The organism is Gordonia sp. DT101, assembly GCF_049844895.1.
In the GTDB taxonomy this organism is placed as follows: domain Bacteria; phylum Actinomycetota; class Actinomycetes; order Mycobacteriales; family Mycobacteriaceae; genus Gordonia.
Window position 1 is genome coordinate 196,091 of record NZ_JBNCLX010000006.1, and the last position, 14,822, is coordinate 210,912.

A 14,822-nucleotide genomic window follows, 5' to 3' on the forward strand; every position below is an offset into this window, starting at 1 on the left:
CGACGACCGAGCCGACGGCCGGGTCACAGCCGATGATCGTCATGAAAGACGTTCAGAAGCATTTCGGATCACTGCACGTGCTGCGCGACATCAACCTCGAGGTTCCGGCCGGGCAGGTTGTCGTGGTGCTCGGCCCATCGGGCTCGGGCAAGTCGACCCTGTGCCGCACCATCAACCGCCTCGAGCCCGTCGACAGCGGTGAGATCTACGTCGAGGGCAAGCTGCTGCCCGACGAGGGCAAGGATCTCGCTCGTCTGCGCGCCGACGTCGGGATGGTGTTCCAGTCCTTCAATCTGTTCGCGCACAAGACAATCCTGCAGAATGTGACGCTCGCCCCGACCAAGGTGCGCAAGAAGAGCAAGGCCGATGCCAACAAACGTGCACTCGAACTTCTCGAACGCGTCGGCATCGAGAGTCAGAAGGACAAATACCCCGCCCAGCTGTCCGGCGGCCAGCAGCAGCGTGTCGCCATCGCGCGGTCGCTCGCCATGGCCCCGAAGATCATGCTCTTCGACGAGCCCACGTCGGCGCTCGACCCTGAGATGGTCAATGAGGTTCTCGACGTGATGGTCTCCCTCGCCAAGGAGGGGATGACGATGATCGTTGTGACCCACGAGATGGGCTTCGCGCGCAAGGCGGCCGATCGGGTGATCTTCATGGCCGACGGTGCGATCGTGGAGGATTCCGACCCGGAGAGCTTCTTCTCCAATCCCCGATCCGAACGCGCCCGCGATTTCCTCGGGAAGATCCTGGGCCACTGACATGGGGTCCACATCACCATCGACGTCGGTTCGTCGTGCGCACCGGGCCACCGGTATCGGAATCCTCACCCTCACTCTTGCGCTCGTCGCCGGAGCACTGGCCGGGTGCGGCAACACCGATCCGCGCAACCTGCTCGACTCGATCCGCAGTGGCTCGGTTGTCCTGGGCACCAAATACGACCAGCCCGGCCTCGGTATCCGGAACCCGGACAAGTCCGTCACCGGATTCGATCCGTCGGTCTCGACCTTTGTCGTGAATCACATCGCCGATTCGTTGGGTGTCAAACATCCCGAGATCCGGTGGCGCGAAACACCGTCGGCGCAGCGCGAGACCTTGATCGACAACGGCGAGGTGGACATGATCGCGGCCACCTACTCGATCACCCCCGCCCGGGCGAAGGAGGTCGCCTTCGCCGGGCCCTACCTGATCAATTACCAGGGTCTACTCGTCCGCGACGACGACAACTCGATCTCCTCCCTGACCGACCTGAACGCCGGGAAGAAGCTTTGTTCGGTCACCGGCTCGACTCCCGCCCAGAACGTCAAGGCGCAGCTGCCCAACGTGCAGTTACAGGAGTACGACTCCTACTCGTCATGTGTGGAGGCGCTGCGCCGCGGCAAGGTCGACGCGCTGACCACCGACGAGGTGATCCTGGCAGGTTATGCCAACTTCTTCCCCGACGAGTTCAAACTGGTGGGCATGTCCTATCCGGAGGACGCATGTGTGAAGGACGCGCTGAAGAAGGCCGGCACGCCGTTTTCTACCGAGTACTACGGGGTCGGTATGGCCAAGGAGCATCCCGATGCCGTGGCCAAGGTCAACGAGGCGATAGACGCGATGCTCGTCCCCGGCCCGGATGGCCAGTCCCCTTGGGATCGGGCGCTCCGCGACGCCATCGGCAACGAGACGGTGGACTCGATGATCGCCCGGGCCGACAGCCCCGACTCGAAATACAAGTTCGCCCCCGATCCGGGGAATCTCGAGTTCCTCGATTCCACTTCCACCCCGTGCCCGCCGGGCCTGAGCTGACGAGGAAGGGCTGATCGCCGATGAGCGAACTCTGGGCGGATATGGGGCCGCAACTGTGGCCCGCCTTCTGGGTGACGCTGAAACTGACCTTTTTCTCGTCGATCGGGGCGCTGATCTGGGGCACCCTGCTGGCCGCGATGCGGGTGTCCCCGGTTCCGGTGATGCGCGGGTTCTCCGAGGTCTACATCAACGTGGTCCGCAACACCCCACTGACACTGATCATCCTGTTCTGTTCCATCGGTCTGTACCAGAATCTCGGTCTCACCCTGGCACCGGACAACGAGAACTTCATCGACAACAACAACTTCTGGCTCGCGGTCCTGGCCTTCGTGCTCTATACGGCGACATTCGTGTGCGAGACATTGCGTTCGGGTTTCAACACCGTGCCGATCGGCCAGGCCGAGGCCGCACGATCGCTGGGACTCACGTTCCCGCAGGTCCTCGGCATCATCATCCTGCCGCAAGCGCTCCGCTCGGTGATCGGGCCGCTGGGCAGTGTGCTGATCGCGCTGACCAAGAACACCACGATCGCGTCCGTCATCGGTGTGGCCGAGGCCTCGCTGCTGATGAAAGAGGAACTCGAGACGTTCTCCGATCAAATCATCGCGGTGTTCGCGATCATCGCGATCGGCTTCATGATCATCACGCTGACCGAAGGTTTCGTCTTCGGGTACCTGGCCAAACGACTGGCGGTGAAACGATGAGCTCCAACGCGACCGTCCTCTACGACGCACCCGGACCCAAGGCGCGGATGCGTAATCGCATCATTGCGATCGTCTTCATCGCCATCCTGATCGCGATCGCCGCCTACGTGCTCTACATCCTGGGCGGCAACGACCAGCTGACGTCGGAAAAGTGGAACCCCTTCGTCAAGTCCACCACCTGGACCACCTACGTCCTGCCCGGCCTGTGGGGCACGCTCAAGGCGGCGGCACTCTCGATCGTCCTGGCGTTGCTGCTCGGCTCGATCCTCGGCATCGGCCGGTTGTCCGATCACCGGTGGCTGCGGGCGCTGTCCGGATTGTTCGTCGAGGTCTTCCGTGCGATCCCGGTGTTGATCCTGATGATCTTCGCCTACTACCTGTTCGCCGACTATGCGATCTTCCCGTCGTCACAACTGGCGTTTGCGGCCGTGGTCACCGGCCTGACCCTCTACAACGGTTCGGTGATCGCCGAGATCCTCCGTTCCGGGATCAACTCTCTCCCCAAGGGCCAGACCGAGGCATCCATGGCCGTGGGTCTCCGCAAATCGCAGATGATGCGCATCATCCTGCTCCCGCAGGCGATCACCGCGATGTTGCCGGCGTTGATCTCCCAGATGGTCATCGCGCTGAAGGACAGCGCGCTCGGATACGCGATCGGTTACATCGAGGTGGTCCGTTCCGGCATCCAGTCCGCGTCCTACTACGGGAACTATCTCCCCGCGTTGGTCGTGGTCGCCATCGTGATGATCGTCATCAACTTCGGGTTGTCGTCGCTGGCCACCTATCTCGAACAGCGGTTGCGTCAGGGCCGGACAAAGCGAGTGGTCCCCGACGCCGAGGCCGCCGACCTGGCGGCGATGGAAAACCTGCCGACGTTAGGTCCGAAGTAGGGCGGATTCGAGACGAGCAGCCGTGACTTCAGACCTCGGTGTCAGTCCACCTGCTCAGACCTCGGTGTTCACGCCGTCGAGCGCTTCGGTGACGACATCGATGGCCATCGACTGCGGATAGCCCCGACGCATCAGCATGCCCGCCAGCCGTCGGAACATGGTGTCGCGCACGGCGGGATCGGCGCGCAGACGGTCGATCTGAATTGGCGTGAGCTTCTTGGCGACGAGTTCGCCGGCGACGGCACGCTCGTCGTCAGGATCCACGTCGTCGAGCGCGGCCTCGATGATGCCGGCGTCGATCCCCTTCCTGCGGAGTTCCTGACGGAGCGCCACACGCCCCCGGCCCGAATGGGTGTGCCGAGACCGCACCCATTCGTTCGCGAACTCGGAGTCGTCGACGAGTTGATGTTTCTCCAGTCGGATCATCACGTCGTCCACGGTGTCGGCATCAAAGCCCTTGCGGGCCAGCCGTTCGGCCATTTCCTGTCGGGAACGAGCACGGACCCCGAGGAGTCGGAGTGCCGCGTCCCATGCGCTGGGACCGGCCCGTTCTTCGGGGTCCGGTGTGGTACTGCTCACGGCTCGATCAGAATTCCACCGGAGCGGGTGCGACCTCGTCGGCGTCGACGACGGCCCCGATGCCCAGCTTCTCCTTGATCTTCTTCTCGATCTCATCCCGGACGTCGTCGTTCTCCAGCAAGAACTTCCGGGCGTTCTCCTTGCCCTGGCCCAGCTGATCGCCCTCATAGGTGAACCATGAACCCGACTTGCGGATGAAACCTTCGGCAACGCCCATGTCGATGAGCGAGCCTTCCTTGCTGATGCCCTGGCCGTAGAGGATGTCGAACTCGGCCTGCTTGAACGGTGGTGCCACCTTGTTCTTGACCACTTTCACCCGGGTGCGGTTACCGACTGCATCGGTGCCGTCCTTGAGGGTTTCGATACGCCGGACATCAAGCCGGACAGAGGAATAGAACTTCAGGGCCTTGCCGCCGGTGGTGGTCTCCGGGGACCCGAACATGACGCCGATCTTCTCGCGCAGCTGGTTGATGAAGATGGCAGTGGTCTTCGAGTTGCTCAGCCCGGACGTCATCTTCCGCAGTGCCTGGCTCATCAGGCGCGCCTGCAGTCCCACATGGCTGTCGCCCATCTCACCCTCGATCTCGGCACGCGGTACGAGCGCGGCGACCGAGTCGATGACCAGGATGTCGAGCGCGCCCGAACGGATCAGCATGTCCGCGATCTCCAGCGCCTGCTCCCCGGTGTCGGGCTGCGACACCAGCAGCGCATCGGTGTCGACGCCGAGCTTGGCCGCGTAATCAGGATCGAGAGCGTGCTCGGCATCGATGAAGGCGGCGATGCCGCCGGCGGCCTGGGCGTTGGCCACCGCATGCAGGGCGACGGTGGTCTTACCCGAGGATTCCGGGCCGTAGATCTCCACGACCCGGCCACGTGGGAGGCCGCCGATGCCGAGAGCCACATCCAAGGCGATGGAGCCGGTCGGGATGACCGCGATCGGCTGACGGGTCTCCTCGCCGAGCCGCATGACCGATCCCTTGCCGAAGTTCTTGTCGATCTGCGCGAGGGCCAGATCGAGCGCCTTCTCCCTGTCCTGCGGTGCTGCTGCCATGGGGTTCTCCTCCGAACTCGGGGCCGGTGACCGGCCAGGTGGTCTCATGTGTGGCTGATGTGGGTTGCACGTTAGCCACGGGATCCGACAACTTCCGTCTGCGCGCGTCGTTGCTTTGTCGTCTCAATGTCTGACGCACGCCCGGAGTCCGTGGTTCCGACAACACCCACAATGAACGAACATGTGTTCGATGGCAAGCACCGACACGCCGCGTGGACAGATCGCCGCGCGCGGATCACCGGCAGGCGGGCCGACAGTCCCGCGTCGCCGTCACCAGCGTTCGCGGGGGACGTCGAAGTCGCGACAGATGGCCATCCAGACGTCCCGGGGATCGGCGCCGCCTTCGATCGCCTGCGCCCCGGTACGTCCACCGAATTCGAGGAGAACGTGGTCGACCAGGATCGAATCGGCCGCCCGCCCCCCGAACTCGGCGGTGATCAGCTCGGTGAATTCGGTCAGACGCACGCGGCCAGCCTACCCACGCCGGACGTCCCTTCTCACTGCGACAACAGGCGCCGAACCACCTGTACCGGGTCGACGACCCCGGCTGCCGATGCCGAGGCACACCGTGCCGCATCGGCGTACGCCGGATCGGTGAGCACCTCGCGCGCCGCCGACGCGAGAGAGCGCACTTCCACCGGCCGGACGAGACAGCCACTCCCCTGGCGCTGCACCCGATTCGCCAGTTCCCACTGGTCACCGCCCCCGGGAACCGTCACAACCGGAACACCGGCCGCGAGCGCCTTGGCCAGCATCCCGTGCCCGCCACCGCAGATCACCAGGTCGACGTCGGGCAGGATCTCGTCCTGGCGCGCCGTGCCGACCACCAGATGATCCGGGAGCTGTCCCGACGACGGCGGGTCGAGGGCCGAGAGAACCACCCGCACAGGAAATCCGAGCTCGTCGGCGGACAGTGCGGAGATCGCGGCGCCGGCCATGTCCGCGGCGCCGGTGACCGCGGTCGAGGGCGCGACCAAGATCAGCGGTGCCGTCCCCGGCGGCCGCTCGAACACCGATCCGGTCGGCTCCCACAGCAACGGGCCCACGAGATGCGCGTCCGCGGGCCAATCCGGCCGGTACACCTCCAGCGCGGGCAACGTCGCGACGAGCCGCGCCGCGGGGCGGGGTATCGATGTGCCGAGGCCGATCTCGGACCGCGCCCGCGCACGCTGCCGCTCACCGCGTCGCAACGATCGCGCGGTCGCCGCGCGCATCGCCGCGTCGCGCAGCCGACCCGACCAGCCCGTACCGGGTTCGAGACCTGCGCCGATCGGCGGCAGGCCGCGAGACGGTCGGTACAGCGGGTGCGGCGACAGTTCCACCCACGGGACACCCACCAGTTCGGCCGCCCATCCGCCCCCGACGGTGATCACGTCCGAGATCACCAGATCCACCCGACGCTCGGCGAGCACGGGCGCCAGCGACACCGCGATCCGACCGGCCCGTCCGCTCAGTTTCGCACCGGCGTCGGTGTCGTCGTCCCCGTCCTCGACGGCCAGCCCCGGGAGCTCGACCACCTCGATGCCTCGTTCGGCAGCGGCCGCGCGCCATCGAAGCCCCGTGTAGACGGTCGTGCCGATGCCGTCTGTCCCCAGACGTTCGGCGAGTGCGAAAGCCGGAAAGGCATGTCCCGCATCAGGTCCCGCCACGATGGCCACGCGTGCCATGGATCTCCTCGCTGCCACACGCACCCGGGACCGCGCAGGACGCACCGGTCGGCATGCGCATCGGACGACGAACGGCCCCCCCCCACTCGGCGGGAGGCCGTTCGTCGTGGTCGATCGTGTCCGGTCGGCTCAGTTGCCGGTCTGGGGCGGTTGTTCGGTCGCCGGTGTGGACGGTTGCGCGGGCTGGGCGGCCGGCTGCGCAGCACCCGTGCCGGCGGACGGGAGGGCACCACCCTGCATGCTGGCGCGGATCTGCTCGAGTCGTGCGTGGCCGGCCATCTGGACCCCGGCCTGCTCGACCTCCTGCATGCGACCTTGGACGGTGTTCTGCGCGAGTTCGGCCTGCCCCAACGCATTGGCGTAGCGACGCTCGATCTTGTCGCGCACCTGGTCGAGATTCGGTGTGTTGCCCGGCACCGCGAGCTCGCTCATCTGATTGAGCGACGCGCTCACCTGCTCCTGCATCTTGGCCTGCTCGAGCTGGCTCAGCAGCTTGGACCGCTCGGCCAGCTTCTGCTGCAGCGTCATCGCGTTGCGCTCGACGGCCTTCTTGGCCTGCTCGGCCGCCTGCAACGACTGGTCGTGCAGCACCTTGAGATCCTCGACGCTCTGCTCCGCGGTGACCAGCTGGGCGGCAAAGGCCTCGGCGGCGTTGGTGTACTCCTGCGCCTTCGCCGAATCGCCCGCCGCGGTCGCCTGGTCGGCGAGTGTCAGTGCCTGGCGGGTGTTGGCCTGGAGCTTCTCGATCTCCTCGAGCTGACGGTTGAGTTTCATCTCCAGCTGACGCTGATTGCCGATGACCGACGCCGCCTGCTGGGACAGGGCCTGGTGCTGACGCTGCGCGTCCTCGATCGCCTGCTGGATCTGGATCTTCGGGTCTGCGTTCTCGTCGATCTTGGCGTTACCAAGTGCCATCAGGTAGCGCCACGCCTTCACGAACGGGTTCGCCATTCTTGCGTCAACTCCATTCCGGGTGGTCGGTGAGTGTGTAACCAATCTAGCGTCTGGGACCGTCACACGGTGACACACCATGATCCCGGTCGCGCCCGCGGCGCGGTCGGGTGCGGCGCGAACCGCGGAGCATCATGCGGCGGCGAGCGCCGCCTCCTCGGAACGTCCGGCGGGCCCCGGGATGACGACCTTGGCGTCGAGCACGCCCATGTCCGTGGTCGCGATCGTCTCGGCGCCGATCAGACGGTCGCTGTCGGCGGGGAGCATGGCGAGGCCGATGTCGAGCAGGAGCTCGGCGATCTCCACGTCGAGTGCGTCACAGATCGCAGCGAGGAGCTCGCTGGACGCCTCCTTCTGCCCACGTTCGACCTCCGACAGGTAGCCGAGGCTGACCCGGGCGTCGGTGGACACCTCACGCAGCGTCCGGCCCTGCGTCGTGCGTACCCGGCGCAGGCTCTCGCCCAGCGCCTCTCGCAGTAGCACTGCCATCGGGCGTCCTCCTCACTGCTCGGTTGTCTTCCGGCCACGACCACCTCGTCGGTCGCCGGACCAGACCATCACCACAACGTCTGCGACACCGCACCGGTTCCCGACGACCCGGGTTCGCCGGTTCGGCGGGTGTCGCCGCCGTGACGACGACAGTAGTCGAATATCACGGCCGCTGCCGCGCCGTATCGCGCACGTCATCCGGTGTTGCGCCGAGGGCGAACATCGGGCGCTCCGGAGGCGTCGGACGACCCGTCGCCGGCTCCGGTCCCCGTTCGGGCGGCCGCGACGGACCGATTCCGCAGAACCAGGGCCTGCCAGATGTAATCGAAGCCCGTGAACACCGTGACGACCAGCGCAAGGCCCATCACGACGGCGGCGGCCACATGCCATGGTCCGCCCAGCGGCAGCAGGTAGAGGCCGATGGCCACCGCCTGGAGCAGGGTCTTCAGCTTGCCTCCCCGGCTGGCCGGGATCACACCGTGACGCAAGACCCAGAACCGAAGAGCGGTGACACCGAGTTCCCGGGCGAGGATCACGGCGGTCACCCACCACGAGAGGTCGCCGAGGACGGACAAGCCGACGAGCGCCGCACCGATGAGCGCCTTGTCGGCGATCGGATCGGCCATCTTCCCGAAGTCGGTGACGAGGCCTCGTTCCCGCGCGAGACGCCCGTCGTATCGGTCCGTGATGGCCGCGATCGCGAAGATCGCGGCTGCCGTGATCCGCCACGCCGTGTCGTGGCCGCCGCCGATGAACAAGGCCGCGACGAACACGGGAACCAGGACGATCCGGAAGACGGTGAGCGCGTTCGCAATGTTGACCAGGGGTACCGGGTCGACGGGGTCGGTGATGTGGTCGGGCCCACGGCCGGCACCTGCGATCCCGTTCTCGTGCACGGCACGGCGCATCCGATCGGTCATGACGCACCGATCTCTCGTGGTCGCCAGCCGACCAGGCGATACTGCTCCCGCACGCCCACAGCCTATCGGCACCCCGGTCGCGGGCAGTCCGCGAGGGCAGACTCGGGCGCAAAGGCACGTGCGCGCCCCTCCCGGGCACGACTACTGTGAGGTCCCATGCCCCCTGCCGTCCCCGACCCGGCACCCCGGACGCCACCGACTGCTACCCCGGGACCGACCGCTACCGACGACGAGAACGTCTCGGCGACGGAGGTACGCGACGCCGCGATCCGCCGGGCACGAACCTCCGACGTACCCCGGATCAAAGAACTCATCGACCAGTACGCGGGTCGCATCCTGTTGGAGAAGAACCTCGTCACCCTCTACGAGGCGGTCCAGGAGTTCTGGGTGGCCGACCTCGACGGTGTGGTGGTCGGCTGCGGCGCGTTGCACGTGCTCTGGGCCGACCTCGGCGAAGTGCGTACCGTCGCGGTCGACACCGGGTATGCAAGCCGCGGCGTCGGTCACCGGATCGTCGCGCGCCTGATGGACATGGCCCGGGAGCTGCAGCTGTCCCGGGTATTCGTGCTCACCTTCGAGACCTCGTTCTTCGCGCGGCACGGTTTCAGCGAGATCGACGGCACACCCGTGACCCGCGAGGTGTTCGAGGAGATGTGCCGTTCCTACGACACCGGCGTCGCCGAGTTCCTCGACCTGAGCTACGTGAAGCCCAACACGCTCGGCAACACCCGAATGCTGGCCACCCTCAACTGATCACGACAGGAGCCCCGATGGCGACCTTTGCCGTCCACTACACCTACGAACCCCCCAAGGCGGCCCTGCGTGACCAGTACCGGCCACTGCACCGTGAGTGGTTGGGCGAGGAGAATGCCGCGGGCAACGTGCTGCTGGCCGGCCCCTACCCGGACGGCTCCGGCGCCCTGATCGTCATCCGCGCCGAGAGCCTCGACGCCGGCGAGGCGTTCCTGGCCAACGACCCGTTCATCGCGCACGAGGCCGTCGACGGTGTCCGGGTGGTCGAATGGACCCAGGTCTTCGGGCCGCTCGACGCCTGATCGACCCGGACACCGCCGATCGGCGGTCGTCAGCTCGGCGTCGACTCGGAATTGCGCGACCTGATCAAGCTCGCGACGGTGGTGATCACCAGCGTCAGAATGATCACCGACAGCGACACCGCCGTGGACACCTCGGGCACCGAGACGTGTTCGCCACCGTTGATGAACGGCAGGGTGTTCTCGTGCAGGGCATGCAGTACGAGCTTCACACCGATGAACGCCAGGATGAACGAGAGTCCGTAGGACAGGTAGACCAGCCGGTCGAGCAAACCGCCGAGCAGGAAGTACAGCTGGCGAAGTCCCATCAGTGCGAACGCATTCGCGGTGAACACCAGGTAGGGCTCCTGGGTGAGCCCGTAGATGGCGGGGATCGAGTCGAGGGCGAACAGCACGTCGGTGAAGCCGATGACGATGAGGACCATCAGCATCGGGGTGGCCAGTCGCTTGCCGTTCGCCTTGGTGAAGAGCTTGTCGCCGTCATACTCGTCGGAGGTACGCAGGTAGCGCTTGACGAACCGCTCGAGCCTGGTCTCGCGCTGCTCCTCGTGATCCACCGGGTCGTCGCTGTCGCTGACGAGCTTGACCGCGGTGTAGAGCAGGAAGGCGCCGAACAGGTAGAAGATCCAGCTGTAGGTGTTGATGGCCGCGGCACCGACAGCGATGAAGAGGCCACGCATGATGAGCGCCATCACGATGCCGAGCAGGAGGACCTTCTGCTGATACTCCTTGGGCACGGCGAACTTCGACAGGATGATGACGAAGACGAACAGGTTGTCCACCGAGAGTGCCTTCTCGGTGACGTAGCCGGCGAAGTACTCGCCGCCGTAGGTACTACCCCATTTCCACCACACGAACAGGCCGAAGACGACCGCGATCGAGATGTAGACCACCGACCAACTGCCCGACTCCTTGAGGGACGGGGCATGTGGCACTCGGACGTGGGCGAAAAAGTCGAAGACAAACAGGGCCGCGATCACCACGCAGGTGACGATCCAGACCGTTGTCGTGATATCCATGAAAGTGATCTCCTCCAGCGCGCAGCACAAGCTTGCGATGCCAGAGGTCTCTCCCGCCGGCGATTCGGTGACAAGACATCAGATGACGTGTGCACCGGGCCGACCGACGAATCCGGGTCGTCCGCGCCACGATGATCGGCATAGTGGCCCGGGGCGACCGTATTGACGGAGACGCCGCAAAGAGTGGGGATACTCCCCTCTTCGATCGTCGACCAGCCTAGTACACGCGGGTACGGTTACACCATGGCGCCACGACAGCGCCCGGCGACCGTCGACGACATCCACACCGTCGCACAGGCAATGCCCCACGTCACGGATGCCGGTTCGTCCGCGGATCGGCCGGTCTATCAGGTCGGCGGGAAGTCATTCGTGTTCTTCCGCACGCCCCGGCCGGACGCCCGCGATCCCGACACCGGCGAGCGATTCGACGACGTCGTGGTCATCTGGGTCCCGTCCGAGGACGACAAGCTCGCCCTGGTCCAGGACGAGGGCACACCGTTCTTCACCACGAGCCATTTCGACGGGCATCTCTCGGTGCTCGTGCGCACGTGCGGGATCGCCGAGTTGACCTGCACCGAACTGACCGAGGTGATCCAGGATGCCTGGTTGAGCCGGGCATCGGCCCGGCGTGCGCGGACCTGGCTGTCCGAGCACGGGCTCACCTGAGCGCGCCCGATCGCCCGCCCGATCGACAGTCGACCGGTCAGTGCTCGACCGGTCAGTGCTCGACCGGTCAGTGCTCGACCGCGCGCTACTCGGTTGCGGCGTCGTCGCCACCGCCGCCGGTGATCGAGGTGATCACACCGGCGAGGTCCTCCGGTTTCACCAGCACCTCACGGGCTTTGGACCCTTCGCTCGGCCCGACGACCCCACGCGTCTCCATCAGGTCCATCAGCCGACCCGCCTTGGCGAACCCGACCCGGAGCTTGCGCTGCAGCATCGATGTCGAACCGAACTGACTGGAGACCACGAGTTCGATGGCCTGCAGCAGGTCGTCGAGGTCGTTGCCGATGTCGCCGTCGATGTCCTTCTTCTCGCCCGCCTTGGCGGTGGTGACGCCCTCGGTGTACTCGGGCTCGCTCTGCTCGCGGGTGAAGTCGACGACGGCCTGGATCTCCTCGTCGGTGATGAAGGCACCCTGCATACGGATCGGCTTGTTGGCGCCCATGGGCAGGAAGAGACCGTCACCCATACCGATCAGTTTCTCGGCGCCGGGCTGATCGAGGATGACCCGCGAGTCGGTCAGCGACGACGTCGCGAACGCCAGGCGCGACGGCACATTCGTCTTGATCAGACCGGTCACCACGTCGACGGACGGACGCTGGGTGGCGAGCACGAGGTGGATGCCCGCCGCACGCGCCTTCTGCGTGATGCGCACGATCGCGTCCTCCACGTCACGCGGTGCAGTCATCATCAGGTCCGCGAGCTCGTCGACGATCGCCAGGATGTACGGATACGGGGTGTAGACACGCTCGCTGCCCAGCGGCGTGGTGATCTCCCCGGACCGCACCTTGGTGTTGAAGTCGTCGATGTGACGCACCCGGGACGCCTTCATGTCCTGATAGCGCTGTTCCATCTCCTCGACGAGCCACGCCAATGCCGCCGCGGCCTTCTTCGGCTGGGTGATGATGGGCGTGATGAGGTGCGGAATGCCCTCGTACGGGGTGAGTTCCACCATCTTGGGATCGATGAGGATCATCCGGACATCGTCGGGAGTCGCCCGGCTGAGCAACGAGACCAGCATCGAGTTGACGAAGCTCGACTTGCCGGAACCGGTCGAGCCGGCCACCAGCAGGTGCGGCATCTTGGCCAGATTCGCACTGACGAAGTCGCCCTCGATGTCCTTGCCGAGCCCGATCACCAGCGGGTGACCGTCCTTGCGCGTCTTCGGCGACTTCAGCACGTCGGCGAGACGCACCATCTCCCGATCGGAGTTGGGCACCTCGATGCCCACCGCGGACTTGCCCGGGATGGGCGCGAGGAGGCGGACGTTGTCGGTGGCCACCGCGTACGCGATGTTGCGCTGCAACGCCGTGATCTTCTCGACCTTGACGCCCGGACCGAGTTCGACCTCGTAACGGGTCACCGTCGGGCCGCGGGTGTAGCCGGTGACCGCGGCGTCGATCTTGAACTGCTCCATGACGCCGGTGATCCGGTCGATCATGTCGTCGTTGGCGCGACCGCCCTGCTTCGGCGCGTCCCCGTCGATCAGCAGGTCCGACGGCGGCAACTGGTAAGCGCCCTCGACGGGGCGATCGACGAGCGCGGCCCCTGAGGTCTCGGGCTCGGCGGCGGGCGTCTGAGCGCGTGGGGTCTTGTGTTTCGCCGGTGTCTTGCGCGGCGGTGCCGGTTCCTCGGGTTCGGCACCGATCTGCTCGGTGACCTCGTCGTCGAGCGAGATCGTCGTCGCGGCCGCGAAGTCCGCGGCGTCCACATCGGGGTCGACGGGCCGGCGTGAGCGGCGGCGGCGCACCGGCTCGACGTCGGGCGGGTAGTTGTCGTACGGGTCGGGAGAGTAACCGGTGGGCGTGTCCAGCACCTCGGTCGCCTGATCGTCGGCGCCTCGAGCACGACCACGAGTGACGCGGCGTGCGGCCCGCTCGTCCTCGACCTCGTCGTCGAACTCGTCGCGGTCGAATTCGTCGCCGTCGAACTCGTCCCAGGGCGCGACGTCGTCGGCGTATGACGCGTGGCCGAGTCCCAGGTAGCCGGCCGCTCCGTCGATCACCTCACGAACTGTCCTGCCGCTCAGGATCAATGCGCCGAAGGCGACGCACAGCAGCAGGACGGGCACCGAGATCCAGGCCGTCACGCCGTCGGTGAGCGGGGTGCCGACGGCGAATCCGAGGAAACCGCCGGCCGACGACCGGCCGGGCAGGTCTTCCGGTGCACCGGCGACGAGGTGCACGAGACCGAGTACCGGCAGCACCACGAGCAGGCCGGCACCGAGATACCGTGCTCGTCGATGCGGGTTCGGCGGTCGCCGCATGAGCATCACGGCCAGCGCGACCAGAGCGAGCGGTACCACCACCGATGCGGCACCGACAATCGCTCGGATGAGTGCCTCGATGAACGCCCCGACCGGTCCGGCCGCCCCGAACCACACGCTCGCTCCCACCAGGAGAGCAAAGGCGAGGATCGCCAGCGCGACGCCGTCGCGGCGGTGTGAGTGACCGCTCAGGTCGCGCCGCGGCGCCGAACGCCCGCGCCGATCGACGGGCCGCTCCTCGTCGAGTGGGTCGTCGACGATCGGCCCGTCGAACCCGTCGAACCCGTCGTCGACGGTCTCCTCGACGTCGAGGTCGTCGAGACGGTCGTCCCCCGTCGAACGCACTCCCCCGGCGCGTGCCAGACCGCCCACGCCGCGCGCCATCAGGGACCATCCGGCGCCGAGTCCGCGACCGACCGCGGATGCCCCGGTCGCTGCGACCGACCGGCGGTGGATGTCCTCGGATGCCACCGCGCTCCCGCTCCCGCCCCGAGCTCGCGTGGAGGTCCCGCTCTTGCGCGCTGTGGTGGAGCGGGTACCGGCCGTCGTCGAGCGCGACGTCGACGTCCGCGTGCTCGTACCGCGCGACCCCCGTGCACCCGACTTCGTCGTTCCCGCGGTCGCACGCGATGCCGATCTCGGCGCACTCCTCTGCGACGCACCCCGTTTCTGGGCACCAGCGGTTGCTTTCGAAGCCATGGGAGACAGACTAGTCGCCTA

General features: G+C 66.5%; 16 protein-coding genes. 7 read left to right on the forward strand and 9 right to left on the reverse strand.

Going from position 1 to position 14,822, the window contains the following annotated elements; translation table 11 throughout:
- Nucleotides 1-32 precede the first annotated feature (32 nt).
- The 4 genes from ACLQ3I_RS20235 to ACLQ3I_RS20250 are packed head-to-tail and all read left to right on the forward strand — an operon-like array spanning nucleotide 33 to nucleotide 3,385.
- Entirely contained in the window at nucleotides 33-761 is a 729-nt protein-coding gene (locus tag ACLQ3I_RS20235; RefSeq protein ID WP_425794008.1) for an amino acid ABC transporter ATP-binding protein, read from the forward strand.
- Nucleotide 762: 1 nt separating this feature from the next.
- Nucleotides 763-1,791 carry a glutamate ABC transporter substrate-binding protein gene (locus ACLQ3I_RS20240; protein WP_425793788.1) on the forward strand — a complete coding sequence of 343 codons (1,029 nt, stop codon included), beginning with the start codon at nucleotides 763-765 and terminating at the stop codon, nucleotides 1,789-1,791.
- A 20-nt stretch (nucleotides 1,792-1,811) separates the two neighbouring features.
- Nucleotides 1,812-2,495, forward strand: a complete 684-nt coding sequence (locus tag ACLQ3I_RS20245) for an amino acid ABC transporter permease (RefSeq protein WP_425793787.1) — start codon at nucleotides 1,812-1,814, stop codon at nucleotides 2,493-2,495.
- Complete coding sequence (locus ACLQ3I_RS20250) at nucleotides 2,492-3,385, forward strand: amino acid ABC transporter permease (RefSeq protein ID WP_425793786.1); 894 nt, start codon at nucleotides 2,492-2,494, stop codon at nucleotides 3,383-3,385. Before ACLQ3I_RS20245 ends, ACLQ3I_RS20250 begins: the two co-directional genes overlap by 4 nt.
- A gap of 54 nt (nucleotides 3,386-3,439) precedes the next feature.
- Here ACLQ3I_RS20250 and ACLQ3I_RS20255 read toward each other — a convergent pair whose 3' ends face one another.
- From ACLQ3I_RS20255 to pgsA, 7 genes are all read right to left on the reverse strand, one after another.
- Entirely contained in the window at nucleotides 3,440-3,964 is a 525-nt protein-coding gene (locus ACLQ3I_RS20255; protein WP_425804258.1) for a regulatory protein RecX, read from the reverse strand.
- A gap of 7 nt (nucleotides 3,965-3,971) precedes the next feature.
- Nucleotides 3,972-5,015, reverse strand: coding sequence for a recombinase RecA (gene recA / locus ACLQ3I_RS20260; RefSeq protein ID WP_425793783.1), 1,044 nt, complete (start codon nucleotides 5,013-5,015; stop codon nucleotides 3,972-3,974).
- 270 nt (nucleotides 5,016-5,285) lie between these two features.
- Nucleotides 5,286-5,480 (reverse strand): DUF3046 domain-containing protein, encoded by a 195-nt coding sequence (locus tag ACLQ3I_RS20265; RefSeq protein ID WP_425793782.1) that lies wholly within the window; start codon nucleotides 5,478-5,480, stop codon nucleotides 5,286-5,288.
- A 32-nt stretch (nucleotides 5,481-5,512) separates the two neighbouring features.
- On the reverse strand, nucleotides 5,513-6,682 hold the full coding sequence (locus ACLQ3I_RS20270) for a glycosyltransferase (RefSeq protein WP_425804261.1): 1,170 nt from the start codon (nucleotides 6,680-6,682) through the stop codon (nucleotides 5,513-5,515).
- Between the two features lie 129 nt (nucleotides 6,683-6,811).
- The gene (gene pspA, locus ACLQ3I_RS20275) at nucleotides 6,812-7,633 is read right to left on the reverse strand and encodes a phage shock protein PspA (protein WP_425793779.1); all 822 of its coding nucleotides are present in this window, start codon (nucleotides 7,631-7,633) and stop codon (nucleotides 6,812-6,814) included.
- A 132-nt stretch (nucleotides 7,634-7,765) separates the two neighbouring features.
- A complete protein-coding gene (locus tag ACLQ3I_RS20280) occupies nucleotides 7,766-8,122 on the reverse strand; it encodes a helix-turn-helix domain-containing protein (protein WP_425793778.1) in 357 nt (118 codons plus the stop codon).
- 194 nt (nucleotides 8,123-8,316) lie between these two features.
- Entirely contained in the window at nucleotides 8,317-9,042 is a 726-nt protein-coding gene (gene pgsA / locus ACLQ3I_RS20285; RefSeq protein WP_425793776.1) for a CDP-diacylglycerol--glycerol-3-phosphate 3-phosphatidyltransferase, read from the reverse strand.
- Between the two features lie 156 nt (nucleotides 9,043-9,198).
- On the opposite strand from pgsA, the gene ACLQ3I_RS20290 reads away from it, so the two are divergent.
- Together ACLQ3I_RS20290 and ACLQ3I_RS20295 are read left to right on the forward strand one after the other, a co-directional pair.
- Nucleotides 9,199-9,795 (forward strand): amino-acid N-acetyltransferase, encoded by a 597-nt coding sequence (locus ACLQ3I_RS20290; protein ID WP_425793775.1) that lies wholly within the window; start codon nucleotides 9,199-9,201, stop codon nucleotides 9,793-9,795.
- 17 nt (nucleotides 9,796-9,812) lie between these two features.
- Nucleotides 9,813-10,097 (forward strand): YciI family protein, encoded by a 285-nt coding sequence (locus ACLQ3I_RS20295; protein WP_425793774.1) that lies wholly within the window; start codon nucleotides 9,813-9,815, stop codon nucleotides 10,095-10,097.
- A gap of 29 nt (nucleotides 10,098-10,126) precedes the next feature.
- On the opposite strand, the gene ACLQ3I_RS20300 is transcribed toward ACLQ3I_RS20295, so the two are convergent.
- The gene (locus ACLQ3I_RS20300; RefSeq protein WP_425804263.1) at nucleotides 10,127-11,113 is read right to left on the reverse strand and encodes a TerC family protein; all 987 of its coding nucleotides are present in this window, start codon (nucleotides 11,111-11,113) and stop codon (nucleotides 10,127-10,129) included.
- 243 nt (nucleotides 11,114-11,356) lie between these two features.
- Between ACLQ3I_RS20300 and ACLQ3I_RS20305 the strand changes: the two genes are divergently transcribed.
- The gene (locus ACLQ3I_RS20305; RefSeq protein WP_425804265.1) at nucleotides 11,357-11,779 is read left to right on the forward strand and encodes an MmcQ/YjbR family DNA-binding protein; all 423 of its coding nucleotides are present in this window, start codon (nucleotides 11,357-11,359) and stop codon (nucleotides 11,777-11,779) included.
- Nucleotides 11,780-11,864: 85 nt separating this feature from the next.
- Here ACLQ3I_RS20305 and ACLQ3I_RS20310 read toward each other — a convergent pair whose 3' ends face one another.
- On the reverse strand, nucleotides 11,865-14,801 hold the full coding sequence (locus ACLQ3I_RS20310; protein ID WP_425804267.1) for a DNA translocase FtsK 4TM domain-containing protein: 2,937 nt from the start codon (nucleotides 14,799-14,801) through the stop codon (nucleotides 11,865-11,867).
- Nucleotides 14,802-14,822: the final 21 nt, after the last annotated feature.